This window comes from Pseudomonas sp. G3-19 (genome assembly GCF_054855875.1).
Genome location: NZ_JBMPIQ010000003.1, coordinates 3,859,517 through 3,885,560, shown reverse-complemented (window position 1 = coordinate 3,885,560; position 26,044 = coordinate 3,859,517). Strand labels below are relative to the sequence as shown.

The window sequence follows — 26,044 nt, the reverse complement described above, 5'->3', positions numbered from 1 at the left end:
TGCGCAAGTTCAAACGACGGCTCAACCGAATAATTCCCAATGGCCGGCAACTGGTCATCGGGGTTCCGTTCATCTGGCTGTTCCTGTTCTTCATGCTGCCGTTCTTCATCGTCCTGAAGATCAGCTTCGCTGAAGCCGACGTGGCCATCCCGCCGTACACCGAGATCTACACCTTCGCCGAGCAGAAGCTGCAACTGCTGCTGAACCTGGGCAACTACGCGATGCTCGGCGACGACGAGTTGTACATCGCCGCCTACCTCGGCTCGCTGAAGATGGCGTTCTTCAGCACGCTGCTGTGCCTGCTGATCGGCTACCCGATGGCCTACGCCATCGCCAGTGCGCGCAAAGAGCTGCAGACGGTGCTGGTGCTGCTGATCATGATGCCGACCTGGACTGCGATCCTGATCCGCGTTTACGCGTGGATGGGCATCCTCAGCAACAACGGCCTGCTCAACGGTTTCCTGATGAGCATGGGCTTTATCGACGAGCCGCTGCAGATCCTCAACACCAACCTGGCGGTCTATATCGGCGTGGTTTATTCGTACCTTCCGTTCATGATCCTGCCGCTGTACGCCAACCTGGTGAAGCACGATCAGAGCCTGCTGGAAGCCGCTTCCGACCTCGGTTCGAGCACCTTCAACAGCTTCTGGAAAATCACCATTCCACTGTCCAAGAACGGGATCATTGCCGGCTGCATGCTGGTGTTCATCCCGGTGGTCGGCGAGTTCGTGATCCCGGAACTGCTTGGCGGCCCGGAAACCCTGATGATCGGTAAAGTGCTCTGGCAAGAGTTCTTCAACAACCGTGACTGGCCGGTGGCGTCCGCCCTGGCGGTGGTGATGCTGGCGATCCTGATTGTGCCGATCATCCTGTTCAACCGCAGTCAGGCCAAGGAAATGGAGGGCAAAGAATGAAACGCATCCGTTTCTCCAGCCTGATGCTGGTACTGGGTCTGTTGTTCATCTACCTGCCGATGCTGATCCTGGTGATCTACTCGTTCAACGCCTCGAAACTGGTGACGGTGTGGGGCGGCTGGTCGATCAAGTGGTACGTCGGCCTGCTCGACAACACCCAACTGATGGGCTCGGTGGTGCGCTCCCTGGAAATTGCCTGCTATACCGCCGTTGCGGCGGTGGCGCTGGGTACGCTGGCAGCCTTCGTGCTGACCCGCATCACCCACTTCAAGGGCCGTACGCTGTTCGGTGGCCTGGTCACCGCGCCGCTGGTGATGCCGGAAGTGATCACCGGTCTGTCGCTGTTGCTGCTGTTCGTGGCCATGGCGCAGATGATCGGCTGGCCGCAGGAACGTGGCATCGTCACCATCTGGATCGCCCACACGACGTTCTGTGCGGCGTATGTGGCGGTGGTGGTGTCGGCGCGTCTGCGTGAGTTGGACCTGTCGATCGAAGAAGCGGCGATGGATCTGGGGGCGCGGCCGTGGAAGGTGTTCTTCCTGATCACCATCCCGATGATCGCGCCGTCGCTGGCAGCGGGCGGCATGATGTCGTTCGCTCTGTCGCTGGACGATCTGGTACTTGCGAGCTTCGTTTCCGGCCCGGGTTCGACCACGCTGCCGATGGAAGTGTTTTCCGCGGTGCGTCTGGGCGTGAAGCCTGAGATCAACGCCGTGGCCAGCCTGATTCTGCTGGCGGTGTCGATCGTGACGTTCATGGTGTGGTTCTTCAGCCGCCGCGCCGAAGAAGCGCGCAAGAAAGCCATCCAGCAAGCCATCGAAGAAGGCGCCGCCGATTCGTGGAAGCAACCGGACGTGCGCCGCGCGCCTGCGCCGGAAGCGGCTTAAAGCAAACTCGGGTTGGCCCCTTTATCAAGGCCAACCCAAATCCAACTGTGGGAGCGGGCTTTTGTGGCGAGGGGATTTATCCCCGATGGGTTGCGAAGCGGCCCCCTCTCTTGATTCAAAAAGAAAGGGACTGCTACGCAGTCCATCGGGGATAAATCCCCTCACCACAGGGCACACCCCCACATTGGGTATTAGGCAGTCCAGGGAGATTGGCGGATGACCTCAACAAAATTCATCGGCTTGAACCCCGGCTCCTGATCCACCAGCACATCGGTCTTCACGTTGCCAAACGTGGTCTGCGGACGATGGCGCAAGCCGTCGGCAAACGCGCAGATGATGCATTCCTTGAAACCTTCCCCGCGTGGATGCGCATGCACCACCGCCTCGCGCTGGGTGCTGCTGAACGCCGCGTAATCCATGCCCAACACGTCCATCTCGACACCTGCCGTCACCAGCGCCACGGTCGGCCGCAGATGTTTGGGCACGCCCGGCGTGGTGTGCAGGGCAATCGACAGCCAGACTTGCTCGATGTCGTCATCGCTCAGTCCGTACGGTTTGAGAAACGCCGCTGCCGCGTTGGCGCCATCCACTTCGAAACGCTCGTCGGCACTGCGATAGCCCTCGATCAGACCGAGGTCGTGGAACATCGCGCCGACGTACAGCAGCTCCGGGTTATAGGCCAGTTGCTGGCGCTCGCCGCTCAATGCGCCGAACAGAAACACCCGGCGCGAGTGGTGGTAGAGCAGGTCGGTTTCGATGTCGCGAATGTACTCGGTGGTGGCCCGGGCGAGGGCGCTGTCGGGGATCTTGATGCCGGCAATGGTCGTGCTCATAAGGTGTTTCCTCGTCGAAAACGCCGTCGTGGCGCTGATGGATGGAGTCTGTTCCCCGAGGCACTAAACGGACAATCAACGCATGGCTGCGATCCTTGCCAATCGACCTGCAAATCGTGCCAACCTCGCTTGTTGAACCTGGATTGGCTAGGGTTGGCTCAATCAACAAGGCAGGCACGGCCCATGTGGGAGCGGGCTTGCTCGCGAAAGTGGTGTGTCATTCAACAGATAAGTTGAATGTAAGGGCCCTTTCGCGAGCAAGCCCGCTCCCACAGGGATTTGTGTTTGCCACAGGCATTGAGGACATTGGAGGCTTATGAACAAAACCATCGCCATCGTGGTATTTCCCGGCGTGCAGGCGCTGGATGTCAGCGGGCCGATGGATGTGTTCGCCGAGGCCAACCGGTTTCTGCCGCCCGAGGATCACTATCAACTGGAGGTGATCGGCCTCGAACGCGGGCCGATGGCCTGCTCCAACGGGTTGAACCTCAGTGCTCACCGGCACTTCAGCGAAGCGCTCGACGCTTGGGACCTGCTGCTCGTCGCCGGCGGCCCGCAGTTGCCGTTCATGGATTTCGGTAAAAGCTTCGACACCTGGCTGCGCGAGGCCTGCACCCGTGCGCGGCGCTTTGGCTCGATCTGCAACGGCGCGTTCATGCTGGCGCGGGCGGGACTGCTGGAAGGGCGCACCGTGACCACCCACTGGAACGATGCCGAAGCCTTGGCGCAGTTGTGTCCATCGACTCAAGTCGAGGCCGATCGCCTGTACGTCGAGGACGGTGCGCTCTACACCTCGGCCGGGGTCACCGCCGGGATCGATCTGTCGCTGTACCTGCTGGCCCGTGATTGCGGCGCTGAAGTGGCGCTGAACGTGGCCAAGCGGCTGGTGGTGTTCACTCAGCGCTCGGGCGGGCAATCGCAGTTCAGTCCGTTCCTCACGCCGCATGCGGAGCCGACGTCAGCGGTGGCGATGGTGCAGTTGTATGTGCTGGCCAACCTCACCGGCGATCTGACGATTGCCGATCTGGCGAACGCGGCGAACATGAGTGCGCGCAACTTCTCCCGGGTGTTCGCCCGTGAGGCTCGGGTCACCCCGGCAGAGTTCGTCGAAAGTGCGCGAGTGGATGCGGCGCGGGTGCTGCTGGAAAGCACCACGGCACCGCTGAAGACCGTGGCCTATCAGTGCGGGTTTCGCGATGCGCAGCACATGCGCAGTGTGTTCAACCGTCGATTGGGCGTGACGCCGCAGCAGTTTCGGTTGAATTTTGCGTTGATGCTCTGAGAGATGTGTTGAGTTGGCGGGCCCCATCGCGAGCAGGCTCACTCCTACAATTGGAATGCGTTCCCCTGTAGGAGTGAGCCTGCTCGCGATAGGGCCCGTCCGGCTAACCGAGAACTATTGGGCAGCCCGCGCCGGCAACAGCTTCAAGGTACTACGGGTATTGGCCGTCACCTCTTCCTCGCTGAAATGCGCCTGCACATACATCCCCTCGACGTACTCCTCGGCCTGATCGTCGTAATGGCTGTCGAACGGCACACCGCTCTGGCCGACCGGGTTGATGGTCAGGCTGTGCGCCGGGTCGGCGAAGTCCACCAGGCGCCGCGTCGAAGGTCCATAGGTCACCGGCCACGGCGCCGGGCCGAGCTTGGCCGAGAGATTGTTCGGAACTTCGTGACTGCCCGGCGCAGCGAACGGCCCGACATTGACGATCCGGTCCAGCGGCTTCTGCTGACCCAACGGATGACCGTGGGTCAGGGTGTGCGCCGTGCCCCATTGCCAGTTGGACGGGTTATCGCCGAGGGTCTGTTTCAGATGCGTCATGCTCGCCTGCCACGCCGCTTTGACGACGTCGGCGCGAGTCTCCTTGTTCGGTGTGTTGCGGTTGTCCCACCACGGTGAATCGGCGTTCGCCGCCAAGCGCGGCAGGGCCGCGTCGATCACCCGGGTCGACAGCAGGGTCTCGAAGAAGTCGTTGCCCAGCTCATCGCGCATTGCCGCATCGGCGAGGTCGTAGAGGAACTGGTTGAACACTGTGGCGTTGACCGAATCCAGCGGATAGTCGCCTTGCCACTGCGCCAGTTGCTCGACCAGTTTCAGCTGCGCCGGATCGCTCACCACTTCCCGCAACACCGGCAGCAATGGCGCCAGGGTACGCGGGCCGTAGGCGGTGGTGGTGCCCAGTTGCAGCTTCTGGTTGGCCTCGTTGCTCCATTTCACGCTCTTGTCGCTGAGCTGGCGGTTGAGCTGCTGGCCGCGATCGGCGAGGTTGTAGTAACCGGGGATTTCCATTCCGGTCGGCGACAGCGGCTGGAAGTTGGCCGAGACGATGTAGCCGCGCGCCGGGTTTTCTTCCTGCGGGTTGGCGCTGAACGGGTAGTAGCCGTCCTTGTCTGCCTGATTGCTGCTGCCGTCGAGAATGAACTCCGGCTTCACCCCGGCCGGGCGTTTCGGCAACAGCGCCGAGGCCCACCATGCAATGTCACCCTTGGCGTTGGCGTAGACGATGTTCAGCCCCGGCGCCTGCACCTTGGCTGCCGCCGCACGGGCCTTGGCCAGGGTGTCGGCGCGGTTGAGCTGGTAGAAACCTTCGAGGATCGGGTTCGGCGTTTCGAGAAACGCCCACCACATGGCGATCGGCGTTTTACCGGCGGCAGTGCCGAGGGCGTCGTTGACGATCGGGCCGTGGGGCGACTGGCGCAAGGTCAGCGTCACCGGCGTCTGGCCCTTCACCGCGATCTGCTGCTCGGAGCTGACCAGATCGGTCCACTGGCCGTGGTACCAGACCTGATTCGGGTTGTCCGGGTTGACCTTCTCGGCGATCAGATCCAGATCGTCGTTCTGGAACATGGTCAGGCTCCAGCCGAAATCGAGGTTGTGCCCCAGGAACGCGAACGGCACCAGTGCCTGATGATGGCCGTAGAGCTCAAAGCCCGGCGCCGACAGTTGCGCCTCGTACCACACCGACGGCACCGAGAAGCGAATGTGCGGGTCACCGGCCAGCAGCGGTTTGCCGCTCTGGCTACGGCTGCCGGCGATCACCCAGGCATTGCTGCCTTCGAATTGCGGCAGGCCGTTTTCAATCAGCGCCTGCTCGCTGAGGCGGGCGAGGGCATTGAGGTCTTTCCAGTCGCCGGCGGCGAGGGCCGGGGTCTTATTGGCGTGATCTTTGGCGAGCACGCCTTTGGGCTGCCAGTCGAGGTCGAAGACGTTGAGGTAATCGGCGCCGAGTTGATCGCGCACGTAGGTCAGCAGCGGTTCGGTACGAAACGCGGCGGCGAAGCTGTAGGCCATATAACCGGCGACGCTGATGCTGTCCTCCGCCGTGAACGGCCGCTTGGGAATGCCCAGCACGTCGAACTCCACCGGCGCGACGTGGCTGTCCTGATATTGGTTGATGCCGTCCAGATAGGCTTGCAGGGCCTTCCACGCCGGGGACTGCTTATCGAGACTGGCGACATAGCTGGCAGCGCGTTCACGGATGCGCAGGCTGCGAAACAGTTTGTCGGTGTCGAGCAGCTTCGGCCCGAGCACTTCGGCCAGCTCGCCGCGCGCGAGGCGGCGCATGGCTTCCATCTGGAACAACCGGTCTTGAGCGTGCACGTAGCCGAGGGCGCGATACAGATCGGTTTCGTTCTCGGCACGAATGTGCGGCACCCCGCGATCGTCATAGCGCACGGTCACAGAGCCCTGCAGATTGCGCAGCTCCACCTGACCCTGACGCGTCGGTTGCTTGCTGTAGACGTAACCGCCGATGGCGATGAGCAGGATAACGATGAGCAAGGCAAGAACGGTGAAGACGCGTTTCATGGTGACTCCTTGTGCATGCGGGATTGCCGCCCGTCGGGCTGCAAACAATTAGCACAGACCTTCCGTGCCGTGCATCGCTGTCCTTGAAAAGTCCGGAATGCCTTACTGCGCCACTACCGGCCACGGGCAATAACAACCGACCGCCAGGGTGTGCGTGGCGTTGACCGGGCGATCTTCGGTCAGGGCATTGAGGATCGGTTCGATAAAACTGTTGCTGGAATTGCAGGTCAGCCCTTCACTGTACGGCCCGAAGTACGCCAGTTTGCCGCTGCGATCCCAGATCGCCACGGCGGGGCTGGCCGGGATCTGCTCGGAACCGGGCAATACCGCGATGGTTTTCAGATTGCTCAGGGTGGCGGGTAACTGGCCGTGGGAGCCGGCGCGCTGCACGGCGAAGAATTCCACACCGCGCGCGCCGTACTGCTCGACCATCTCGGTCAGGTGCTGTTGATTGCCGACGTTGCATGGGCAGGCCGGGTCCCAGAAGTGCACGAGACGGATTTTGCCGGGGCCGGCCAGTTCATCCGGCAGGCGCAACGGATCCCCGGAAAACACCGCGGTGTGCTGACTGAACGCGCGCAGATAGCGCCCCTGAAACCAGTCGTACGCCGCCCACAGCACCCCGGCACACACAAGCGCGAGCAGGCTGGCAAACAGTGCGGTGCGGTAGGGCGAGCGCATGGTTTTTCGATCCTCGAAGGGGGGCTAGCTTGCCATGCTTGCCGCAACAGATGAATATCGCAGGCCGATAAAGTCTGTTTACCGCTTTGGAATACCCGCATGCCTGACACTTTCGATGCCGATCATTTACGCGCCAGCCTCAAGCCTTTGGCCCAGTGGCAGCCGTTGTCGGACGAGGCCAAGGCGTATCAGCAGTTCTATAAAACCGACTTTCCCGAGCGCGATGTCTGGCGCGGCATGGGCCGGTTCGAGGTGGACGGTTATGAGCTGGTCAGCCATTGCTGGTGGCCGGAGAAGGTCAAGGGCACGCTGTTTCTGCTGCACGGTTTTTACGATCACACCGGGCTGTATCGGCATGTGATCGAGTGGGCGCTGGATCAGGATTTTGCCGTCATCGCCTGCGACTTGCCGGGCCATGGTTTGTCGAGTGGGCCGCGGGCGAGCATTCGCGACTTCTCCGAATACCAGGACGCCTTGCAGGCGTTGTTCGCCGAAGCCAGTTCGATCGCCCTGCCGCAACCCTGGCATCTGTGCGGACAAAGCACTGGCGGCGCGATCGTCGTCGATCATGTGCTCAACCATGGCGAGAACAGTCCGGCGCAGGGCCAGTTGATTCTGCTGGCGCCGCTGGTGCGTCCGCGTGCCTGGGGCTGGTCGCAGCTCAGTTATTACCTGCTGAGGCCTTTCGTGCGGGGCATCGCCCGGCGCTTCAGCGAGAACTCCAACGACCCGGATTTCCTGCCGTTCCTGCAGACCGATCCGTTACAGCCAAAACGTTTGCCGACGGCGTGGGTCGGTGCACTGTCGCGCTGGATCATCCGCGTCGAACACGCGAAAAAAAGTCCGCGACGGCCGCTGATCATTCAGGGGCAGGCGGACATGACCGTGGACTGGCAGCACAACTTACAGGTGCTGAAGTGGAAGTTCGACCGGCCGCAGATTCTGCTGCTGCCGGAGGCGCGGCATCATCTGGCGAACGAGACGCTGGAAATGCGCGAGGAGTATTTCGAGTTTCTGAACAAGCGAATCAGGGGCAGAAATTTATAGTGTTTGTAAGGGCCTCTTCGCGAGCAAGCCCGCTCCCACATGAAACCGCGATCACCTGTGGGAGCGGGCTTGCTCGCGAAGGCGGCCGGTCAGGCAATAAAGATCACTGACCAAGGTTCGAGGAGCTTTGCCCCACCGCCAACCCCGCCCGAATCGCCGCCAGCGCCGCCTGGTAATACGCCTTGCCCTCGCTGGACTCGGCGAAGGTCGCGAACTGCTCCAGTTCGTCATCCGACAGATCGCGATAAACGTAGAGCAGCGTGTTGTTCAAATCGGCGCCGATCTGCTCCATCAGGCGCTGGCGCTGGCCGTTCAACATGCCTTGCGCCTGACCGCCGCCGAGCAAGCCGGGGATCATCGAGCTCAAACTGTCCGCCGCCACCCCGGCAATCGCCAGGCTGACTTCCGCGCCGGCCTCGCGGGCGGGCAGGGCCTGGGCCAGATGGCCGATGATCAGCAGGCGGCTGTCGCTGGCCTGCATCTTCGGCAGGCCCTTGGCGTTCTTCGCCAGTTGATCGCGACGGGTGGCGAGCAATTCAGCGGCGACGATTTTCTTGCCCAGCGGCGATTGAAAGAAGGTCAGTGCCGGTTGTGGATCGGCAAGGTGCTGGCGCAGTTGCGCTTCGGCACGCTGATCCATGGCCTGGGGAGCGAAGCGCTGGTTGCTGTTGTTGACCAGGGCTTGAAACACCGCCGGCGGCAGGTTGTTCTGGTAGCGCTGCTGCGCGGCACTCAGGGCATCATTGAAATGCGCACGTTGATCTGGCCAGCCGGCGATCTTGTACAGCTGATCGTGGCCGTCCGCCCAGGCGGGCAAAACGCAGAACATCAACAGTGAAAAAAGCAAACGGCGCATAGGGACTCCTGTCAGCAGCGGACTATTCTCCGTGCGGTGCCGGGACTTGTCGAGAATTCGTAGCAAGCCGCTGCGTGGCTCTGTCGGATTTCCTGCCGCCGGCATACTATGCGCGCCATGCAAATATCCTCTGAACACCCGCTGCTGTTACGCATCGTCGACGACCTGGCCGAACACGGCTGGTCGCAGCAGAACATTTTCCTGCCCGCAGGTTTGACCCGCGAGCTGGCGGCCGAGTGCCGCAAACGTGAGGCCGAGGGTGAACTGGCGCCGGCAGCGGTAGGCCGTGGGCCGTTTTCAGAGATTCGCGAGGGTATTCGTGGCGACCACATCCAGTGGATCGACCCGGGCCAGGCCGAGGCCAGCGACCGTTATCTGAACCTGATGGAAAGCCTGCGCGAGGCGCTCAATCGCGGGCTGTTCCTCGGGCTCGAGGATTTCGAGTGCCACTTCGCCCTGTATCCGCCGGGCGCGTTTTACCGCAAGCACGTCGACCGTTTTCGCGACGATGACCGGCGCATGGTTTCGGCGGTGGTCTATCTCAATGACGCGTGGCTGCCGGAAGACGGCGGTCAGTTGCGCATGTATCTGGACGAAGACCGGGTCCACGACGTGCAACCCACCGGCGGCTGTCTGGTGGTGTTCCTCTCCGGTGAGGTGCCCCATGAAGTGCTGCCGGCGCACCGCGAACGCCTGTCGTTGACGGGCTGGTTCCGCCGTCGTGGCAACGAGCCGTTCTGATATGCAGAAGATTCTGGTCAGCCGCTGCCTGTTGGGCCACCGCGTGCGTTACGACGGCGGGGCCAGCGGACCGTTCGATCTGCTCGAACAGTGGATCGCCGAAGGCCGTGTGGTGCCGCTGTGTCCCGAAGTGGCTGGCGGTTTGCCAACCCCGCGTGCTGCGGCGGAAATCCCCGGCGGGCAGGGCGCCGAAGTGCTCGATGGCACGGCGGCGGTGATCACCACCGAAGGCGAGGACGTCAGCGCGCAGTTTCTCGATGGTGCGCGGCAAGCGCTGGCGCTGGTGCAAAAGCATGACATCCGCGTTGCGGTGCTCAAGGCCAACAGTCCTTCCTGCGGAAACTTGCTGACCTATGACGGGACGTTCAGTGGGGTGAAGGTCTCGGGAGAAGGCGTTACGGCGGCGCTGCTTAAACGCCATGGGGTTGAAGTCTTCAGTGAACTCGAACTGCCACAAGCCGCACTGGCCCTGGCTGCTTTGGACTGATCCGCAATTGTTGCCCTCACCCCAGCCCTCTCCCAAGGGGAGAGGGGGCCGACCGAGGTGTCTGGCGCTGTCCATCGACCTGAAAGACCTTGGCGATTGTGGATTCGGCAAAGCAATGGCCAGTCGATTTCGGATCGATACATCCATTTCAGGTCGGCGTATTTCTGCAACATTCCCCATTCAGTCCCCTCTCCCTCCGGGAGAGGGCTAGGGTGAGGGGCTTTTAAGGTTTAAACCACTTCTCGGACAACGCCGCCAATCGCCCATCTGCCTTGATCCGCTCCATCGCGCTCGCAAGACTGGCCTGAAACGCCGGATTACCCTTCTGAAACGGAATCGCCAGCTCCACCGGCACCGCCGTCTTCGGCTTCTCCTCGGTCAGCGCCTGTACCAGCACCATCGGTCGAGGCTGCTCATCCTTCTTCGCCAGCAGCTGCGAATCGACCTTGCCGTAAGGCTCGCTGACGTCGAAACGATCCTTGAGTTCAGGTGTCAGTGCTATGTGGTTGAGCGCAACGTCGTACTTGCCGCTTTCAACGCCCTGGAGCAGGTCGGCTTCGTCGGTGACGATGAAGTCGGCGCGCACATCCAGCTCGTTGGCCAGCAGTTGCCCAAGCTCGACCTCGAACCCCGTGAGTGTGTCGCCATCCTTGAAATTGAAGGGCGGTGTATTAGCCTCAAGGGCAATGCGCAACTCGCCACGGTCGTTGACGTCATCAATCAGTTCGGCGTGAGCCAGAGGGCTCAGAAGGGGTAGCAGGCAGATCAGGCCAGGCAGAAAGCGCATGGTCACTCCTTTGAAGTCATTATTGCGATGCTCTGAGTCAGGCTCGCTTTGCTATGGTTGTCGAGTGCCTTCGACAACGAATGGTCATGAAGTTGTCATGACCGCGCGGATTTTACGGAAAAACTGGAGAAGAGAATGAAAACGTTTATGTCACGAGCAGCCTTGGCTGGCCTGTTGATGGGTGTTTCAGTGCTGGCCAGTGCAGCGACCCCGGCACCCAAGGGCGCCGAAGTGTTCATCGTTTCTCCCGAAGACGGGGCCACGGTTTCTCAGGAGTTCAAGGTCAAGTTCGGGGTCAAGGACGTTGCGCTGGCACCCGCCGGTGACGTCACCAAGAACACCGGTCACCACCACCTGCTGATTGATGCCAAGGAAATCGTTCCGGCCGGTTCCGTCGTGCCGACCGACGCCAACCACATGCACTTCGGCAAGGCACAGACCGAGGCCACGATCAAACTGGCTCCGGGCAAGCACACCTTGCAACTGGAGCTGGGTGACAGCGGCCACATGGCGTTCGATCCGCCGATCGTCTCGAAAAAGATCACCGTCAACGTCGAATGACGTTTTCGCACGCATGAAAAAGGGAGCCCGAAGGCTCCCTTTTTTTGTCGCTCAGCGTCGGATCAGAACAACACGCGGCTACGGATAGTACCGTTGACGTGTTGCAGCTTCTCTTGCGCCAGCTCCGAGTACTCGGCGTCGACGTCGATCACCACGTAACCGACTTTCTCGTTGGTCTGCAGGAACTGACCGGAGATGTTGATACCGTTTTCGGCGAAGACCTTGTTGATCTCGCTCATCACACCCGGGATGTTCTCGTGGATGTGCAGCAGGCGGTGCTTGCCAGGGTGGGCCGGCAGGGCCACTTCCGGGAAGTTCACCGACGACACCGAAGTACCGTTGTCGCTGTACTTGACCAGTTTTTCCGCCACTTCCAGACCGATGTTGGCTTGCGCTTCGGCAGTCGAACCACCGATGTGCGGGGTCAGGATCACGTTGTCCAGGCCACGCAGCGGGCTTTCGAACTCTTCGTCGTTGGAGCGTGGCTCCACCGGGAACACGTCGATGGCCGCGCCGATCAGGTGCTTGTCCTTGATCGCGTCCGCCAGGGCGTCCAGCTCGACCACGGTGCCGCGCGCGGCGTTGATCAGGATGCCGCCCTTCTTGATGGCGCGGATTTCCTTCTCGCCGATCATCCACTGGGTCGCCGCGGTTTCCGGAACGTGCAGGGTGACGATGTCGGACATGCCCAGCAGCTCGTGCAGGTTGCCGACCTGAGTGGCGTTGCCCAGCGGCAGCTTGGTCACGGTGTCGTAGAAGAACACCTGCATCCCTAAGCCTTCCGCCAGAACCGACAGCTGCGTACCGATCGAGCCGTAGCCGACGATGCCGAGTTTCTTGCCACGGATCTCGAAGGAGTTGGCTGCGGATTTGATCCAGCCGCCACGGTGGCAGGAAGCGTTTTTCTCAGGGATGCCGCGCAGCAGCAGGATCGCTTCGGCCAACACCAGTTCCGCGACGGAGCGGGTGTTGGAGTACGGCGCGTTGAACACGGCGATGCCGCGCTCGCGGGCAGCACTCAGGTCAACCTGGTTGGTGCCGATGCAGAAACAGCCGACCGCGACCAGCTTCTTCGCGTGATCGAAGATCTCTTCGGTCAGTTGGGTGCGCGAACGAATGCCGATGAAGTGAGCATCAGCGATCTTTTCCTTGAGCTCGGCTTCCGGCAAGGAGCCTGTCAGGTATTCGATGCTGGTGTAGCCCGCCGCCTTGAGGACGTCGACAGCCGATTGGTGGACGCCTTCGAGAAGAAGGAACTTGATCTTGCTCTTATCGAGAGAAGTCTTGCTCATCTGCGTAAACCTGTATCCCGGAGAAAAATGGCAGGAAATGGTCAACAGACATTGACCTGGACGACAAGAAAGCCGTCACCGCAGAACTGGCCTTGGGCACTGGCCTGCGGGGTCGGTATGCTAGCATAGCCACCCCGCTAAACACTCATTCCTGCGACGTGAAGCGTCTTCAGGATGACCATGAATTGTTCGAGAGTTCTGTCGATGACCAATCCTGCCCTGATTGATGAACTGAAGACCCTGGTCGAGCCTGGCAAGGTCCTGACCGACGCCGACTCCCTGAACGCGTACGGCAAGGATTGGACCAAGCACTTCGCGCCCGCGCCGTGCGCCATAGTGTTTCCCAAGACCATCGAACAGGTGCAGGCCATTGTCCGTTGGGCCAATACCCACAAAGTGGCGCTGGTGCCATCCGGCGGGCGAACCGGTCTTTCTGCCGCTGCCGTTGCCGCTAATGGCGAAGTGGTAGTGTCGTTCGACTACATGAACCAGATTCTCGACGTGAACCTCACTGACCGCACCGCCGTGTGTCAGCCGGGCGTGGTCACCGAGCACCTGCAGAACGTCGCCGAAGAAAACGGCCTGTACTACCCGGTGGACTTCGCTTCGGCCGGTTCCAGCCAGATTGGCGGCAATATCGGCACCAATGCCGGCGGGATCAAGGTGATTCGTTACGGCATGACCCGTAACTGGGTCGCCGGCCTGAAAGTGGTCACCGGCAAGGGCGATGTGCTGGAGCTGAACAAGGACCTGATCAAGAACGCCACCGGCTACGACCTGCGCCAGCTGTTCATCGGCGCCGAAGGCACCCTCGGCTTTGTGGTCGAAGCGACCATGCGTCTGGATCGCGCACCGAAAAACCTGACCGCCATGGTCCTCGGCACCGCCGACTTCGACTCGATCATGCCGGTGCTCCACGCCTTCCAGGGCAAGCTTGATCTGACCGCGTTCGAATTCTTCTCCGACAAGGCATTGGCCAAAGTGCTGGGGCGTGGCGACGTACCGGCACCGTTCGAGACCGAGTGCCCGTTCTACGCATTGCTGGAATTCGAAGCGACCAGCGAAGAAGTGGCCAACACGGCGCTGGAAACCTTCGAACACTGCGTCGAGCAAGGCTGGGTGCTGGACGGTGTGATGAGCCAGAGCGAAACCCAGCTGCAGAACCTGTGGAAGCTGCGCGAGTACATCTCCGAGACCATCTCGCACTGGACGCCGTACAAGAACGACATCTCGGTCACCGTGTCGAAAGTCCCGGCATTCCTGCAGGAGATCGACGCGATCGTCGGCGAATACTACCCGGACTTCGAAATTGTCTGGTTCGGCCACATCGGCGACGGCAACCTGCACTTGAATATCCTCAAGCCGGATAACCTGAGCAAGGACGAGTTCTTCGCCAAGTGCGCGACCGTCAACAAGTGGGTGTTCGAAACCGTCGAGAAATATAACGGTTCGATCTCCGCCGAGCACGGCGTCGGCATGACCAAGCGCGACTACTTGACCTACAGCCGTTCTCCGGTCGAAATCGAGTACATGAAAGCGGTCAAAGCGGTGTTCGACCCGAACGGCATCATGAACCCGGGCAAGATCTTCGCGGTTTGATTGGCAATCCCTGATGAATCAATGAAGGCAGGAGTCGGTAAATGAGCTATCAGCACCAGTACGTCGACGGCACGCGCATTCACTTCCCGATCGGGAAAGTGGTGTGCATTGGCCGTAATTACGCCGAACACGCCAAGGAACTGGACAACCCGGTGCCTACCGAGCCGTTGCTGTTCATCAAGCCAGGCAGTTGCGTGGTGCCACTGGAAGGCGGTTTCAGCATTCCGACCGAGCGCGGTTCGGTGCACTACGAAGCGGAAATCGCCGTGTTGATCGGCAAGCCGCTGTCGACTAAGCCGAGCCGTGAAGAAGTGCTCGACGCGATCTCCGGGTTCGCCCCGGCGCTGGACCTGACCCTGCGTGACAAGCAGGCCGAGCTCAAGTCCAAGGGCCTGCCATGGGAAATCGCCAAGTCGTTCGACGGCGCGGCGGTGATTGCCCCGTTCGTGGTCGGCAGCACTTTCCCTGACCTGACCGACATCGGCATTCGCCTGACCATCAACGGCGAAGTACGCCAGGACGGCAACAGCAGCGCGATGCTCAACCCGATCGTGCCGATGATCCAGCACATGGCCGGCTGCTTCTCGCTGCAGGCCGGCGACGTGATCCTCACCGGCACGCCAGTGGGCGTCGGCCCGCTGAATGTCGGCGACGACATCGTGCTGGAACTGGTTGGCGCGAGCAGCTTCAGCAGCAGCGTACGTTAATCGCGAAACCGTAACACCCTGTGGGAGCGAGCCTGTTGTGGTGAGGGGATTTATCCCCGATGGCCTGCGCAGCAGTCCCAGTTTTTGGGGCCGCTTCGCAGCCCATCGGGGATAAATCCCCTCACCACAGTGCTCGCTCCCACATCGCTTTGTGGTGTCCTGAAGAAGGTTGGCAGCACACGACAATCCCGTCATTTGCCGTTTTTTTCACATCCTGTCCGGATAATTCCTCTCATTCTGGCGTCTGAGCCGGCCTCTTTGTGCTATTACCCATAGCCTGAATATTCGGAACGCGTCCCTGATGTCCGCTCAAACTCAGCTCAAAACTTCCCGTCGTTCACGTTTTGCCCTGCGCTGGTATGTCTGGCTGTTGCTGGTGCTCGCTGTCGTTTATGGCGTGGCGCATATCATGCATTGGGACGACCGTGGTCTGCTGTGGCTGCGCGAGCGACTCGAGACTCAGGCTGAGCAGAAGGCAAGCATCTGGTTGCCGGATTATCGGGCGGTGATCGACGGCAAACTGCTGCCGGGCATGGAAAAGGACGAGGCCTCGGACCTGTCCTACAACCCGCAGACCAAAACCCTGTTTTCGGTGATGGGCAAGAATCCGTTTCTGGTCGAACTGACCCTGCAGGGTGATGTGCTGCGCAAGATGCCGCTGGTGGGCTGGAGCAATCCGGAGGGCGTGACCGTGATGGAAAACGGCCTGATGGCGATCGTCGATGAGCGCGAACACCTGCTGACCATCGTCAAGGTAGATGCCAACACCCGCGAGCTGAATATCGCCGACTTCCCGAAATACGACCTCGGCCCGTCGAAGAACCAGAACAAGGCCTTTGAGGCGATCACCTGGGATCCGCGCAACCAGCAGTTGCTGCTGGGCGAAGAGCGGCCGCCAGCGCTGTTCACCTGGAAAAGCGACGGCAGCCAGATCCTCAAGGGTGACAAGCAGAAGCTGGCCAATGATGAGCTGGATATCCGCAACCTCTCGGCGCTGGCCATCGACCCGCGTACCGGCCACACCCTGGTGCTGTCGGCCGACTCGCACCTGTTGCTGGAACTGGACGAGAAGGGCGAGCAGGTCAGCTTCATGACCCTGCTTGGCGGCTTCAATGGTTTGAAGGACACCATCCCCCGCGCCGAAGGCGTGACCATGGACGACGCCGGTACGCTGTACATGGTCAGCGAGCCGAACCTGTTCTATCGCTTCGAAAAGCAGAAGTAAGCCCATCGCGGGCGGCTTGTGGCCTGAGGCAAGTGGCCATTAAGCTTCAGTTCAGACAGGCGTGATATTTCATCCGCCTGTTTTGATCCCGAGCCTGCCTGAATGCGTCGACTTGCCCGCCCCAAGCCCCTGTTTATCATCCTGTCGGTTGTTGTCCTGATCGTGTTGATCGCGATCGGCCAATACCTGCGCCTGTTCGAGCGCGCCTGGTTCAATCTGCATACCTTGTGGCAGCCGTTGAGCAGCGAGGCCATTGGTCTGGATCAATACCGGGTCGAGGTCGAGGCCAGGATCATCGACGGCCTGAACGACGATGTCTCGGCGCTGACCTACGATCCGGTGCGCAAAAGCCTGTTCACCGTGACCAACAAGAATGCCGAGTTGGTCGAGTTGTCCCTCGACGGCAAAATCCTGCGGCGCATCGCGCTGATCGGCTTCGGCGATCCTGAAGCGGTGGAGTTCATCAGCGCCGACACCTATGTGATCACCGACGAGCGCCAGCAACGCCTGATCAAAGTCCATTTGGAGCAGGGCACCACGTTCCTCGATGCGGCGGACGCTGAACAGATGACCCTGGGCGTGCACATGAGCGGTAACAAGGGCTTCGAAGGCCTGGCGTACGATTCAGTGGGCAAGCGTCTGTTCGTCGCCAAGGAGCGTGACCCCATGCTGATTTATGAGGTGCACGGTTTTCCGCACTTCAATCCGGAAAAGTCCTACGCGGTACACGTGATCAACAACCCCAAGCGCGATGCCGGGATGTTCGTGCGCGATCTGTCGAGCCTGCAATACGACGAGCGCAGCGGCCATTTGCTGGCGCTGTCCGACGAGTCGGGGCTGATTCTGGAGCTGGATGTGGACGGGCGGCCGTTGAGCACACTGTCACTGAACAAGGGGCGGCAGGGTTTACAGAAGAGCGTACCGCAGGCCGAGGGCATTGCGATGGATGACGACGGGACGTTGTATCTGGTGAGTGAACCGAACTTGTTTTACGTCTTCAAGAAACCTGCGCAAAACTGACTGACACCCCAAAAAACCAAATGTGGGAGCGGGCTTGCTCGCGAATGCGGTGTATCAGACAAATTAATGTATCTGACACACCGCATTCGCGAGCAAGCCCGCTCCCACAGGGGGTAACGCAATTACCCTCAAAAATGGGGCGGCCGGGCTTACTCAGCCTTCAGGGTTTTCACACCTTCGCTGGTGCCCAGCAGCAACAGATCCGCCGGACGCGCCGCGAACAGGCCATTGGTGACCACGCCGACGATCGCGTTGATCTGCGCTTCCAGCTCCACCGGGTTGGTGATCTGCAGGTTGAACACGTCGAGGATGATGTTGCCGTTGTCGGTCAGCACGCCTTCGCGGTACACCGGGTCGCCGCCCAGTTTCACCAGTTGACGGGCCACGTGGCTGCGAGCCATCGGGATCACTTCGACCGGCAGCGGGAATTCGCCCAGCACCGGCACCAGTTTGCTGGCGTCGGCGATGCAGATGAAGGTTTTGGCCACGGCCGCGACGATCTTTTCGCGAGTCAGGGCGGCGCCGCCACCCTTGATCAGGTTCAGGTGCGCGTCGCTCTCGTCGGCGCCGTCGACGTAGAACTCCAGGTCGCTGACCGTGTTCAGCTCATACACCGGAATCCCGTGGCCCTTGAGGCGTGCGGCAGTGGCTTCGGAGCTGGCAACCGCGCCATCGAACGCGCCCTTGTGCTGGGCCAGTGCATCGATGAAGCAGTTGGCGGTGGAGCCGGTGCCGACCCCGACGATGCTCTTGTCGTCGAGTTTCGGAAGGATGAAGTCGACGGCGGCCTGAGCCACTGCCTGTTTGAGTTGATCCTGGGTCATGCGGGCTCCGGAAGCGGGCAAGGTGAGAACGGAAAGGCCGGCATTATAGGCCCCGCGACAAGGCAGGGGGAAACACTCCTGTGGTGAGGGGATTTATCCCCGATGGAGGGCGAAGCGCTCCCTAGCACTCCTCCCAAATATTGCGCTCTCAGGTTGACGACGGCTGCGCCGCCGATCGGGGATAAATCCCCTCACCACAATGAGGTTTACATCACAAACTGTTCGCCCCAGCTAAAACCCCCTGTTCAGTGTGGTCGCACGGGCAAAAGCCGGGTTAGACTCGTGGGCCCCGCCCAATCGCCAGTGATGCTTTCCGATGCTCGAACAGTACGTCAAAAAGATCCTCACCTCGCGCGTTTATGACGTTGCCGTAGAAACCCCGCTGCAGAACGCTCGCCAGCTCTCCGAGCGGCTGGGCAATGACATCTGGCTCAAGCGTGAAGACTTGCAGCCGGTGTTCTCGTTCAAGATTCGCGGCGCGTACAACAAGTTGACCCAGCTGACGGACGAAGAGCGCGCCCGTGGCGTGGTCACCGCGTCGGCGGGCAACCATGCGCAGGGTCTGGCGCTGGCGGCGAAAGTGCTGGGCGTGAAAGCGACCATCGTGATGCCCAAGACCACTCCCGAGATCAAGGTCGAAGGCGTGCGTTCGCGCGGCGGCAAAGTCGTGCTGCACGGTGATTCGTTCCCGGAAGCCTTGGCCTACTCGCTGAAACTGGTCGATGAAAAGGGCTACGTCTACATCCACCCGTACGACGATCCACACACCATTGCCGGGCAGGGCACCGTGGCGATGGAAATTCTGCGTCAGCACCCGCAACCGCTGGACGCGATTTTCGTGCCGGTCGGCGGTGGCGGTCTGATTGCCGGTATTGCGGCGTACGTGAAATACCTGCGTCCGGACATCAAGGTCATCGGCGTCGAGCCGGACGACTCCAACTGCCTGCAAGCGGCCATGGCCGCCGGTGAGCGCGTGGTACTGCCGACCGTGGGCATCTTCGCCGACGGCGTGGCGGTGGCGCAGATCGGCCAGCACACATTTGATATCTGCAAAGACTATGTCGACGAAGTGATCACCGTCAGCACCGACGAGATCTGCGCGGCCATCAAGGATATTTACGACGATACCCGCTCGATCACCGAACCTGCCGGCGCCTTGGGCGTGGCCGGGATCAAGAAGTACGTCGAGTTGCGCGGCGTCAGTGGCCAGACCTTCGTCGCCATCGACTCCGGGGCCAACGTCAACTTCGATCGCCTGCGCCACGTCGCCGAGCGCGCCGAGCTGGGCGAGGGCCGCGAAGCGATCATCGCCGTGACCATCCCGGAGCAGGCCGGCAGCTTCAAGGCGTTTTGCGAAGCGATCGGCAAGCGCCAGATCACCGAATTCAACTACCGCTACAACACCGGCAGCGAAGCGCACATCTTCGTCGGCGTGCAGACTCACCCGGAAAACGACCCACGCAGCGCACTGCTGGCGAGCCTGACCGAGCAGGGCTTCCCGGTACTCGACCTGACCGATAACGAACTGGCCAAGTTGCACATCCGCCACATGGTCGGCGGCCACGCGGCGCACGTGATCGACGAAGTGGTGTTCCGCTTCGAATTCCCGGAACGTCCGGGCGCGCTGTTCAACTTCCTCAACAAGCTCGGCGGGCGCTGGAACATCTCGATGTTCCACTACCGCAATCATGGCGCGGCGGATGGTCGTGTCGTCGCAGGCCTGCAAGTACCGCATGACGAGCGTCATCTGGTGCCGGCGGCGCTGGAAGAAATCGGTTACCCATATTGGGATGAAAGCGAAAACCCGGCCTATCAGTTGTTTCTTGGCTGAGCGGCTACGCTGATGGGCAGGCCCTGAGGAAATCGAACAATGGAAACGTTAACTGCCCTGAAAGCCGCGCACATTGTCGCCACTGTAGTGTTGCTGGCCGGTGCGCTCGGGTTGGGAGTCTGGGTTTTTCTGGCAAAACGCAAAGGTGATGCAACGGCGGGCAGCCGCACCTTGCAACGGCCACGGGTGTTCATCTGGCTGTTGATGGGCCTGGCGTTGTTGAGCATGCCGTTCACCGGCTGGGGCATGGTGCATCTGGTCGGCTGGCCGCTGGGGCAGACCTGGCTGCTGGCTTCCAGCGTGCTGTACACCGTGGCGGCGCTGGCGTGGTTCTGGTTGCTGGTGCGGTTGAATCGCTTGCGCAAGGCGCCGGGCGGGGTTGGCAGGTTCACTTTTGCCTTGGCGTTATTCAGCTTTGTCTGCTTTATCGCCATTGCCGGGTTGATGGGCGCCAAGCCTGTTTAAGGCTTCACATCGCGTTGCCCCATTCGGGAGCAAGCCCCCTCCCACATGGATTGGTGTTGTGAACACCATCTCCTGTGGGAGCGGGCTTGCTCGCGAAGGCGTAATCAGCCGCGCAACGAAATCACCGGCCAGCCCCGCTTCTCGGCCTCGGCCCGCAGATTCGGATCCGGATCCACCGCCACCGGGTTCGCCACCTGCTCCAGCAGCGGCAAATCATTCATCGAATCACTATAGAAATAGCTGTCATCCAGCGAATACCCGGTTTCGTCGAGCCAGCGATTCAGGCGCGTCACCTTGCCCTCGCGGAAGCACGGAATGTCGGTGCTGCGCCCGGTGTAGCGGCCATCGACCATCTCGCACTCGGTGGCGATCAGGGTTTCAACGCCCAGGCGCACGGCAATCGGGGCGGTGACGAAGCGGTTGGTGGCGGTGATGATCACCAGTTTGTCGCCGGCGTCGCGGTGCTGTTTGAGCAGTTCCAGCGCCTTGGGCAGCACGATCGGCTCGATGCAGTCGCGCATGTAGTCGTTGTGCCACTGTTCAAGCACGGCCATTTCGGTGCGGCCGAGGATTTCCAGGCAGAAGTTCAGGTACGCGGCGTTATCCAGTTGGCCGGCCAGGTAATCCTGATAGAACTCGTCGTTACGCTGCTTGTATGCAACCGGGTCGAGGAAGCCGCGTTCGCACAGATAGTCGCCCCAAGCGTGATCGCTGTCGCCGCCCAGAAGGGTGTTGTCCAAATCGAATAGAGCCAGGCGCATTGCAGTTACCCGCTGAAAAGTCAGTAAAAAGGCGACAAGAATACGGTCTTTTCACAAGAGTGCACATAAGGTAGGAACCTTCGTTGCCGCCTTATCAAGCTTTGTGGAACAATGCGGCGACATGCGTTTGCGAGGTTGTTGCCGTGATCGACCCCGATGGTTTCCGCCCCAATGTCGGGATCATTCTGACGAATGACGCCGGCCAGGTGCTATGGGCTCGCCGTATCAATCAAGATGCCTGGCAGTTTCCACAAGGGGGAATCAACCCCGAGGAGACGCCGGAGGACGCCTTGTACCGCGAGCTGAACGAAGAAGTTGGCCTGGAACGTGAAGATGTTGAAATACTGGCCTGTACTCGTGGCTGGTTGCGCTATCGTTTGCCGCAACGTCTGGTGCGTACCCACAGCCAACCGCTGTGCATCGGCCAGAAGCAGAAATGGTTTCTCCTGCGCCTGATCTCCAACGAGCAGCGGGTGCGGATGGATTTGACCGGTAAACCGGAGTTCGATGGCTGGCGCTGGGTCAGTTATTGGTATCCGTTGGGCCAGGTGGTGACATTCAAGCGCGAGGTGTATCGACGCGCCCTCAAAGAGCTTGCCCCGCGCCTTTTAGCGCGCGACTGACGACGGAGTTCGACCCCGAGCCATGCTCAATACGCTGCGCAAGATCGTCCAGGAAGTTAACTCCGCCAAGGATCTCAAGGCGGCGTTGGGGATTATTGTGTTGCGCGTCAAAGAGGCCATGGGCAGCCAGGTCTGCTCGGTCTACCTGCTTGATCCCGAGACCAACCGCTTCGTCCTGATGGCCACCGAGGGCTTGAACAAGCGCTCGATCGGCAAAGTCAGCATGGCACCCAACGAAGGTCTGGTGGGTCTGGTCGGCACGCGTGAAGAACCCCTGAACCTCGAAAACGCCGCGGATCACCCGCGCTACCGCTACTTCGCCGAGACCGGCGAGGAGCGCTACGCCTCCTTCCTCGGGGCGCCGATCATTCACCACCGCCGCGTCGTCGGCGTGTTGGTCATCCAGCAGAAAGAACGCCGCCAGTTCGATGAAGGTGAAGAAGCCTTCCTCGTGACCATGAGCGCGCAGCTCGCCGGCGTAATCGCCCACGCCGAGGCCACCGGGTCGATCCGTGGTCTGGGCCGTCAGGGCAAGGGCATTCAGGAAGCCAAGTTCGTCGGCGTACCGGGTTCGCCGGGTGCGGCGGTCGGTACGGCGGTGGTCATGCTGCCGCCGGCGGATCTGGACGTTGTGCCAGATAAAACCATCACCGACATCGACGCCGAGCTGGCGCTGTTCAAGACCGCCATCGAAGGCGTGCGCGCCGACATGCGCGCGTTGTCCGCCAAGCTCGCGACCCAGCTGCGCCCGGAAGAGCGTGCGCTGTTCGACGTCTACCTGATGATGCTTGACGATGCTTCGCTGGGCAGCGAAATCACCACCGTGATCAAGACCGGCCAGTGGGCCCAGGGCGCACTGCGTCAGGTGGTCACTGAGCACGTCAACCGTTTCGAACTGATGGACGACGCCTACCTGCGCGAGCGTGCGTCGGACGTCAAAGACCTCGGCCGCCGCCTGCTGGCCTACTTGCAGGAAGAGCGTCAGCAGAACCTGGTCTACCCGGAAAAAACCATTCTGGTCAGCGAAGAGCTGACGCCGGCGATGCTCGGCGAGGTGCCGGAAGGCACGCTGGTCGGTCTGGTGTCGGTCCTCGGTTCGGGTAACTCCCACGTCGCGATCCTGGCCCGGGCCATGGGCATTCCGACGGTGATGGGTCTGGTTGACCTGCCGTACGCCAAGGTTGACGGCATCGAAGTGATCGTCGATGGCACCCGCGGCGAGGTCTACACCAACCCCAGCGATGTGCTGCGCAAGCAGTTCGCCGAGGTGGTCGAAGAAGAGAAACAACTGGCGCTGGGCCTCGACACCCTGCGTGATCTGCCATGCGTGACCCTCGATGGCCATCGCATGCCGTTGTGGGTCAACACCGGGCTGCTGGCCGATGTGGCGCGGGCGCAGAAGCGCGGCGCCGAAGGTGTCGGCCTGTACCGCACCGAAGTGCCGTTCATGATCAATCAGCGCTTTCCGAGTGAAAAGGAACAGCTGGCGATCTACCGCGAGCAGCTCGCCGCGTTCCATCCGCAACCGGTGACCATGCGCAGCCTCGACATCGGCGGTGACAAGTCGCTGTCGTACTTCCCGATCAAGGAAGACAACCCGTTCCTCGGCTGGCGCGGGATTCGCGTGACCCTCGATCACCCGGAAATCTTCCTGGTGCAGACCCGCGCGATGCTCAAGGCCAGCGAAGGCCTGAACAACCTGCGGATCCTGCTGCCGATGATCTCCGGCACCCACGAACTCGAAGAAGCCCTGCACCTGATCCACCGGGCCTGGGGCGAAGTGCGCGACGAAGGCACCGACGTGCCGATGCCGCCGATCGGGGTGATGATTGAAATTCCGGCTGCGGTGTACCAGACCAAGGAGCTGGCGCGGCAGGTGGACTTCCTGTCGGTCGGCTCCAACGACCTGACCCAGTACCTGCTGGCGGTCGACCGCAACAACCCGCGAGTGGCCGACCTCTACGACTACCTGCACCCGGCGGTGCTGCAAGCCCTGCAAACCGTGGTGCGCGACGCACATGCCGAAGGCAAACCGGTGAGCATCTGCGGCGAAATGGCCGGTGATCCGGCAGCGGCGGTGCTGTTGATGGCGATGGGCTTCGACAGCCTGTCGATGAACGCCACCAACCTGCCGAAAGTGAAGTGGATGCTGCGTCAGATCAACCTGAGCAAGGCCAAGGATCTGCTGGCGGAGCTGATGAAGATCGATAACCCGCAAGTGATCCACAGCTCGCTGCAACTGGCGCTGAAGAATCTCGGGTTGTCGAAGATGAATCCGCCGGCGGTCAACAAGGCCCTCTAAAACCTTGAGGGCCTCTTCGCGAGCAAGCCCGCTCCCACATTTGACCGAGTTCTACCTTTGGAATGTGGTCGAATGTGGGAGCGGGCTTGCTCGCGAAGGCGTCAGTTCAAACGCTGCTAAACAGCAATCTCCACCTCGCCCAAATGCCCGCCATACGGCCCGAAACTGCGCTCGACCATCCGCCGCGTGCCGTCCGCCTGCACGATCAACGCCGTACTCGCCCGTGTCCCGTAACTTTGACTGGCAATAAACACACTCGACAGCAGTGATTCAGTGGCCAGCCCGACCCCGGTGTCCGGCAATTCGTTAAACGGCGCGGTCTGCGCATCGCTCAGTAACCCCAGCAGTCGCGCAGGCTGCGGATCATCCAAGACCGCGCTCAGGGCCACCTTGGCCTTGAGCAACTTCGGCCACGGCGTATCCAGCCCGGCATTCGATAGCCCGTAGACGCCCGGTTCGAGCATCACCGGTTCCGACGTCCGCGCATTGAAGTGCCACAGCTCATGGGCATTACCCAGCAGCAGGTTGAACCCGGCGTACTCCGGCGAGCGCGCGACCACATCGCTTAAGTAATCATCAATCGACGCATCGCCCGTGAGAAACCGCGCCACCAGTTCCCCTCGTGACTTGCGCGCCGGCGGCTGGTGCGGGTCGCGGATATTGGTCAGTGCGGCGAAACGTCCGTTGGCACCAATCCCCAACCAGGTGCCGCCCGCCTCAAGATCGCGGCCGGCATGCACTTGCGGCGCGTCGGCCCATGGCGCCAGCGGCAGGCTCGGGCGGGCGTAGAACTCGTCACGGTTGGCCGCGACGATCAGCGGCTGGGCATGGCCCGGGTGCCAGGCGAAAACGATCAGGCACATAAGGTGGTCCTTGTGTGTTTTCTGCTCACTCTACGCAGTCGGCGTCCGTGCATCCATCGTCAGTGGAGCCAAAGGGCATGCATCCGTTACCATGCCGCTCCGGTTTTGGGGATGCGTCTGGGAGACGGTCATGGAATTTCTGCTCTATCTGGCGTTGGGCGCCTGTGCGGGCGTGCTGGCCGGGCTGTTCGGGGTGGGCGGCGGGATCATTATTGTCCCGGTGCTGGTGTTCAGTTTTACCTTGCAGGGATTCGATCAGTCGATCCTCACGCATCTGGCGGTAGGGACATCGCTGGCGACCATCATTTTCACTTCGGTCAATGCCGTGCGTGAACACCATCGGCGTGGTGCGGTGCGCTGGCCGATCTTCATGTGGATGGCGGTTGGCATACTGCTCGGCGCCGGTTTTGGGGCGCTGACGGCCGAGGCGATTTCCGGGCCGAACCTGCAGAAGATCATCGGCGTGTTCGCCTTGGTGATTGCCGTGCAACTGGCGCTGGAGGTCAAACCCAAGGCCAGTCGAACGGTGCCGGGCAAACTCGGTCTGACCGTGGCCGGCAGTGTGATCGGCTGGGCCTCGGCGATTTTCGGGATCGGCGGCGGTTCGCTGACCGTGCCGTTCCTGACCTGGCGCAGCGTGCCGATGCAGCAGGCGGTGGCAACGTCGTCGGCCTGTGGCTTGCCGATTGCTGTGGCGAGTGCGTTAAGTTTCATGATTCTGGGCTGGCATGATCCGCTGTTGCCGCCGCATAGTCTCGGTTTTGTTTATTTGCCGGCGCTGCTGGGCATTGCCCTGACCAGCATGGTGTTCGCCCGTCTCGGCGCGCGCCTGGCACACAGATTGTCGCCGCGCTTGCTGAAACGGCTGTTCGCCGCTTTGCTGTTCTGCGTGGGCCTGAATTTCCTGCTCTGATCCGCTCGGTCAGAACG

Annotated in this window: 25 protein-coding genes; 16 read left to right on the top strand and 9 right to left on the bottom strand. The window is 61.3% G+C overall.

Annotation, left to right across the window (positions count from 1 at the left end):
• The first annotated feature begins 32 nt into the window (after positions 1-32).
• Together ACOYXI_RS17890 and ACOYXI_RS17885 are read left to right on the top strand one after the other, a co-directional pair.
• Positions 33-914, top strand: coding sequence for an ABC transporter permease subunit (locus tag ACOYXI_RS17890; RefSeq protein ID WP_171061891.1), 882 nt, complete (start codon positions 33-35; stop codon positions 912-914).
• Positions 911-1,801: an ABC transporter permease subunit gene (locus ACOYXI_RS17885; RefSeq protein ID WP_027610518.1), complete on the top strand. Its 891-nt coding sequence runs from the start codon at positions 911-913 to the stop codon at positions 1,799-1,801. Before ACOYXI_RS17890 ends, ACOYXI_RS17885 begins: the two co-directional genes overlap by 4 nt.
• A gap of 191 nt (positions 1,802-1,992) precedes the next feature.
• On the opposite strand, the gene ACOYXI_RS17880 is transcribed toward ACOYXI_RS17885, so the two are convergent.
• Positions 1,993-2,634 (bottom strand): HD domain-containing protein, encoded by a 642-nt coding sequence (locus tag ACOYXI_RS17880; protein WP_461675122.1) that lies wholly within the window; start codon positions 2,632-2,634, stop codon positions 1,993-1,995.
• Positions 2,635-2,950: 316 nt separating this feature from the next.
• On the opposite strand from ACOYXI_RS17880, the gene ACOYXI_RS17875 reads away from it, so the two are divergent.
• The gene (locus ACOYXI_RS17875) at positions 2,951-3,916 is read left to right on the top strand and encodes a GlxA family transcriptional regulator (protein ID WP_461675121.1); all 966 of its coding nucleotides are present in this window, start codon (positions 2,951-2,953) and stop codon (positions 3,914-3,916) included.
• 114 nt (positions 3,917-4,030) lie between these two features.
• Here ACOYXI_RS17875 and ACOYXI_RS17870 read toward each other — a convergent pair whose 3' ends face one another.
• Positions 4,031-6,442 carry a penicillin acylase family protein gene (locus ACOYXI_RS17870; protein ID WP_461675120.1) on the bottom strand — a complete coding sequence of 804 codons (2,412 nt, stop codon included), beginning with the start codon at positions 6,440-6,442 and terminating at the stop codon, positions 4,031-4,033.
• A gap of 102 nt (positions 6,443-6,544) precedes the next feature.
• Positions 6,545-7,123: a DUF6436 domain-containing protein gene (locus ACOYXI_RS17865; protein ID WP_139055167.1), complete on the bottom strand. Its 579-nt coding sequence runs from the start codon at positions 7,121-7,123 to the stop codon at positions 6,545-6,547.
• 99 nt (positions 7,124-7,222) lie between these two features.
• Between ACOYXI_RS17865 and bipL the strand changes: the two genes are divergently transcribed.
• Positions 7,223-8,170 carry a phospholipase BipL gene (gene bipL, locus ACOYXI_RS17860; protein WP_461675119.1) on the top strand — a complete coding sequence of 316 codons (948 nt, stop codon included), beginning with the start codon at positions 7,223-7,225 and terminating at the stop codon, positions 8,168-8,170.
• Positions 8,171-8,273: 103 nt separating this feature from the next.
• On the opposite strand, the gene ACOYXI_RS17855 is transcribed toward bipL, so the two are convergent.
• Positions 8,274-9,026, bottom strand: coding sequence for a DUF2059 domain-containing protein (locus tag ACOYXI_RS17855; protein WP_097088904.1), 753 nt, complete (start codon positions 9,024-9,026; stop codon positions 8,274-8,276).
• Positions 9,027-9,134: 108 nt separating this feature from the next.
• Between ACOYXI_RS17855 and ACOYXI_RS17850 the strand changes: the two genes are divergently transcribed.
• A complete protein-coding gene (locus tag ACOYXI_RS17850) occupies positions 9,135-9,767 on the top strand; it encodes a 2OG-Fe(II) oxygenase (protein ID WP_103369653.1) in 633 nt (210 codons plus the stop codon).
• 1 nt (position 9,768) lies between these two features.
• Positions 9,769-10,254 (top strand): 2-thiouracil desulfurase family protein, encoded by a 486-nt coding sequence (locus ACOYXI_RS17845; protein ID WP_098966135.1) that lies wholly within the window; start codon positions 9,769-9,771, stop codon positions 10,252-10,254.
• A 223-nt stretch (positions 10,255-10,477) separates the two neighbouring features.
• Here the strand turns inward: ACOYXI_RS17845 and ACOYXI_RS17840 are convergent, their stop codons facing one another.
• Positions 10,478-11,041, bottom strand: a complete 564-nt coding sequence (locus ACOYXI_RS17840) for a transporter substrate-binding domain-containing protein (protein WP_134784904.1) — start codon at positions 11,039-11,041, stop codon at positions 10,478-10,480.
• A gap of 135 nt (positions 11,042-11,176) precedes the next feature.
• Between ACOYXI_RS17840 and ACOYXI_RS17835 the strand changes: the two genes are divergently transcribed.
• Complete coding sequence (locus tag ACOYXI_RS17835) at positions 11,177-11,602, top strand: DUF4399 domain-containing protein (RefSeq protein WP_027610528.1); 426 nt, start codon at positions 11,177-11,179, stop codon at positions 11,600-11,602.
• 62 nt (positions 11,603-11,664) lie between these two features.
• Here ACOYXI_RS17835 and serA read toward each other — a convergent pair whose 3' ends face one another.
• A complete protein-coding gene (serA, locus tag ACOYXI_RS17830) occupies positions 11,665-12,894 on the bottom strand; it encodes a phosphoglycerate dehydrogenase (protein ID WP_003229219.1) in 1,230 nt (409 codons plus the stop codon).
• 204 nt (positions 12,895-13,098) lie between these two features.
• On the opposite strand from serA, the gene ACOYXI_RS17825 reads away from it, so the two are divergent.
• From ACOYXI_RS17825 to ACOYXI_RS17810, 4 genes are all read left to right on the top strand, one after another.
• Positions 13,099-14,493: an FAD-binding oxidoreductase gene (locus ACOYXI_RS17825; RefSeq protein ID WP_210556396.1), complete on the top strand. Its 1,395-nt coding sequence runs from the start codon at positions 13,099-13,101 to the stop codon at positions 14,491-14,493.
• A 41-nt stretch (positions 14,494-14,534) separates the two neighbouring features.
• The gene (locus ACOYXI_RS17820; RefSeq protein WP_027610530.1) at positions 14,535-15,200 is read left to right on the top strand and encodes a fumarylacetoacetate hydrolase family protein; all 666 of its coding nucleotides are present in this window, start codon (positions 14,535-14,537) and stop codon (positions 15,198-15,200) included.
• 301 nt (positions 15,201-15,501) lie between these two features.
• Positions 15,502-16,425 (top strand): SdiA-regulated domain-containing protein, encoded by a 924-nt coding sequence (locus tag ACOYXI_RS17815; protein WP_210556398.1) that lies wholly within the window; start codon positions 15,502-15,504, stop codon positions 16,423-16,425.
• Positions 16,426-16,527: 102 nt separating this feature from the next.
• A complete protein-coding gene (locus ACOYXI_RS17810) occupies positions 16,528-17,445 on the top strand; it encodes an SdiA-regulated domain-containing protein (RefSeq protein WP_461675118.1) in 918 nt (305 codons plus the stop codon).
• A gap of 149 nt (positions 17,446-17,594) precedes the next feature.
• On the opposite strand, the gene rpiA is transcribed toward ACOYXI_RS17810, so the two are convergent.
• Positions 17,595-18,269: a ribose-5-phosphate isomerase RpiA gene (rpiA, locus tag ACOYXI_RS17805; RefSeq protein ID WP_007913886.1), complete on the bottom strand. Its 675-nt coding sequence runs from the start codon at positions 18,267-18,269 to the stop codon at positions 17,595-17,597.
• 316 nt (positions 18,270-18,585) lie between these two features.
• Between rpiA and ilvA the strand changes: the two genes are divergently transcribed.
• Both ilvA and ACOYXI_RS17795 read left to right on the top strand, forming a co-directional pair.
• Complete coding sequence (gene ilvA / locus ACOYXI_RS17800; protein WP_027610533.1) at positions 18,586-20,100, top strand: threonine ammonia-lyase, biosynthetic; 1,515 nt, start codon at positions 18,586-18,588, stop codon at positions 20,098-20,100.
• Positions 20,101-20,139: 39 nt separating this feature from the next.
• On the top strand, positions 20,140-20,565 hold the full coding sequence (locus ACOYXI_RS17795; RefSeq protein WP_282413662.1) for a DUF2269 domain-containing protein: 426 nt from the start codon (positions 20,140-20,142) through the stop codon (positions 20,563-20,565).
• A 104-nt stretch (positions 20,566-20,669) separates the two neighbouring features.
• Here ACOYXI_RS17795 and ACOYXI_RS17790 read toward each other — a convergent pair whose 3' ends face one another.
• On the bottom strand, positions 20,670-21,326 hold the full coding sequence (locus tag ACOYXI_RS17790; RefSeq protein WP_461675117.1) for a histidinol-phosphatase: 657 nt from the start codon (positions 21,324-21,326) through the stop codon (positions 20,670-20,672).
• A 143-nt stretch (positions 21,327-21,469) separates the two neighbouring features.
• Here ACOYXI_RS17790 and ACOYXI_RS17785 point away from each other — a divergent pair, with 143 nt between their 5' ends.
• Positions 21,470-21,949 (top strand): RNA pyrophosphohydrolase, encoded by a 480-nt coding sequence (locus ACOYXI_RS17785; RefSeq protein ID WP_003229203.1) that lies wholly within the window; start codon positions 21,470-21,472, stop codon positions 21,947-21,949.
• Between the two features lie 22 nt (positions 21,950-21,971).
• Positions 21,972-24,251, top strand: coding sequence for a phosphoenolpyruvate--protein phosphotransferase (gene ptsP / locus ACOYXI_RS17780; protein WP_047596633.1), 2,280 nt, complete (start codon positions 21,972-21,974; stop codon positions 24,249-24,251).
• Positions 24,252-24,367: 116 nt separating this feature from the next.
• On the opposite strand, the gene ACOYXI_RS17775 is transcribed toward ptsP, so the two are convergent.
• Positions 24,368-25,114, bottom strand: a complete 747-nt coding sequence (locus tag ACOYXI_RS17775) for an NRDE family protein (protein WP_461675116.1) — start codon at positions 25,112-25,114, stop codon at positions 24,368-24,370.
• 130 nt (positions 25,115-25,244) lie between these two features.
• Here ACOYXI_RS17775 and ACOYXI_RS17770 point away from each other — a divergent pair, with 130 nt between their 5' ends.
• Entirely contained in the window at positions 25,245-26,027 is a 783-nt protein-coding gene (locus ACOYXI_RS17770) for a sulfite exporter TauE/SafE family protein (RefSeq protein ID WP_461675115.1), read from the top strand.
• Positions 26,028-26,044 lie beyond the last annotated feature (17 nt).

Excerpts from the sequence above, each read along its gene's own strand:
- ACOYXI_RS17885 (WP_027610518.1), top strand. The coding sequence starts at position 911 with ATGAAACGCATCCGTTTCTCCAGCCTGATGCTGGTACTGGGTCTGTTG.
- ACOYXI_RS17880 (WP_461675122.1), bottom strand. The coding sequence starts at position 2,634 with ATGAGCACGACCATTGCCGGCATCAAGATCCCCGACAGCGCCCTCGCC.
- ACOYXI_RS17875 (WP_461675121.1), top strand. The coding sequence starts at position 2,951 with ATGAACAAAACCATCGCCATCGTGGTATTTCCCGGCGTGCAGGCGCTG.
- ACOYXI_RS17870 (WP_461675120.1), bottom strand. The coding sequence starts at position 6,442 with ATGAAACGCGTCTTCACCGTTCTTGCCTTGCTCATCGTTATCCTGCTC.
- ACOYXI_RS17865 (WP_139055167.1), bottom strand. The coding sequence starts at position 7,123 with ATGCGCTCGCCCTACCGCACCGCACTGTTTGCCAGCCTGCTCGCGCTT.
- bipL (WP_461675119.1), top strand. The coding sequence starts at position 7,223 with ATGCCTGACACTTTCGATGCCGATCATTTACGCGCCAGCCTCAAGCCT.
- ACOYXI_RS17855 (WP_097088904.1), bottom strand. The coding sequence starts at position 9,026 with ATGCGCCGTTTGCTTTTTTCACTGTTGATGTTCTGCGTTTTGCCCGCC.
- ACOYXI_RS17850 (WP_103369653.1), top strand. The coding sequence starts at position 9,135 with ATGCGCGCCATGCAAATATCCTCTGAACACCCGCTGCTGTTACGCATC.
- ACOYXI_RS17845 (WP_098966135.1), top strand. The coding sequence starts at position 9,769 with ATGCAGAAGATTCTGGTCAGCCGCTGCCTGTTGGGCCACCGCGTGCGT.
- ACOYXI_RS17840 (WP_134784904.1), bottom strand. The coding sequence starts at position 11,041 with ATGCGCTTTCTGCCTGGCCTGATCTGCCTGCTACCCCTTCTGAGCCCT.
- ACOYXI_RS17835 (WP_027610528.1), top strand. The coding sequence starts at position 11,177 with ATGAAAACGTTTATGTCACGAGCAGCCTTGGCTGGCCTGTTGATGGGT.
- serA (WP_003229219.1), bottom strand. The coding sequence starts at position 12,894 with ATGAGCAAGACTTCTCTCGATAAGAGCAAGATCAAGTTCCTTCTTCTC.
- ACOYXI_RS17825 (WP_210556396.1), top strand. The coding sequence starts at position 13,099 with ATGACCAATCCTGCCCTGATTGATGAACTGAAGACCCTGGTCGAGCCT.
- ACOYXI_RS17820 (WP_027610530.1), top strand. The coding sequence starts at position 14,535 with ATGAGCTATCAGCACCAGTACGTCGACGGCACGCGCATTCACTTCCCG.
- ACOYXI_RS17815 (WP_210556398.1), top strand. The coding sequence starts at position 15,502 with ATGTCCGCTCAAACTCAGCTCAAAACTTCCCGTCGTTCACGTTTTGCC.
- ACOYXI_RS17810 (WP_461675118.1), top strand. The coding sequence starts at position 16,528 with ATGCGTCGACTTGCCCGCCCCAAGCCCCTGTTTATCATCCTGTCGGTT.
- rpiA (WP_007913886.1), bottom strand. The coding sequence starts at position 18,269 with ATGACCCAGGATCAACTCAAACAGGCAGTGGCTCAGGCCGCCGTCGAC.
- ilvA (WP_027610533.1), top strand. The coding sequence starts at position 18,586 with ATGCTCGAACAGTACGTCAAAAAGATCCTCACCTCGCGCGTTTATGAC.
- ACOYXI_RS17795 (WP_282413662.1), top strand. The coding sequence starts at position 20,140 with ATGGAAACGTTAACTGCCCTGAAAGCCGCGCACATTGTCGCCACTGTA.
- ACOYXI_RS17790 (WP_461675117.1), bottom strand. The coding sequence starts at position 21,326 with ATGCGCCTGGCTCTATTCGATTTGGACAACACCCTTCTGGGCGGCGAC.
- ptsP (WP_047596633.1), top strand. The coding sequence starts at position 21,972 with ATGCTCAATACGCTGCGCAAGATCGTCCAGGAAGTTAACTCCGCCAAG.
- ACOYXI_RS17775 (WP_461675116.1), bottom strand. The coding sequence starts at position 25,114 with ATGTGCCTGATCGTTTTCGCCTGGCACCCGGGCCATGCCCAGCCGCTG.
- ACOYXI_RS17770 (WP_461675115.1), top strand. The coding sequence starts at position 25,245 with ATGGAATTTCTGCTCTATCTGGCGTTGGGCGCCTGTGCGGGCGTGCTG.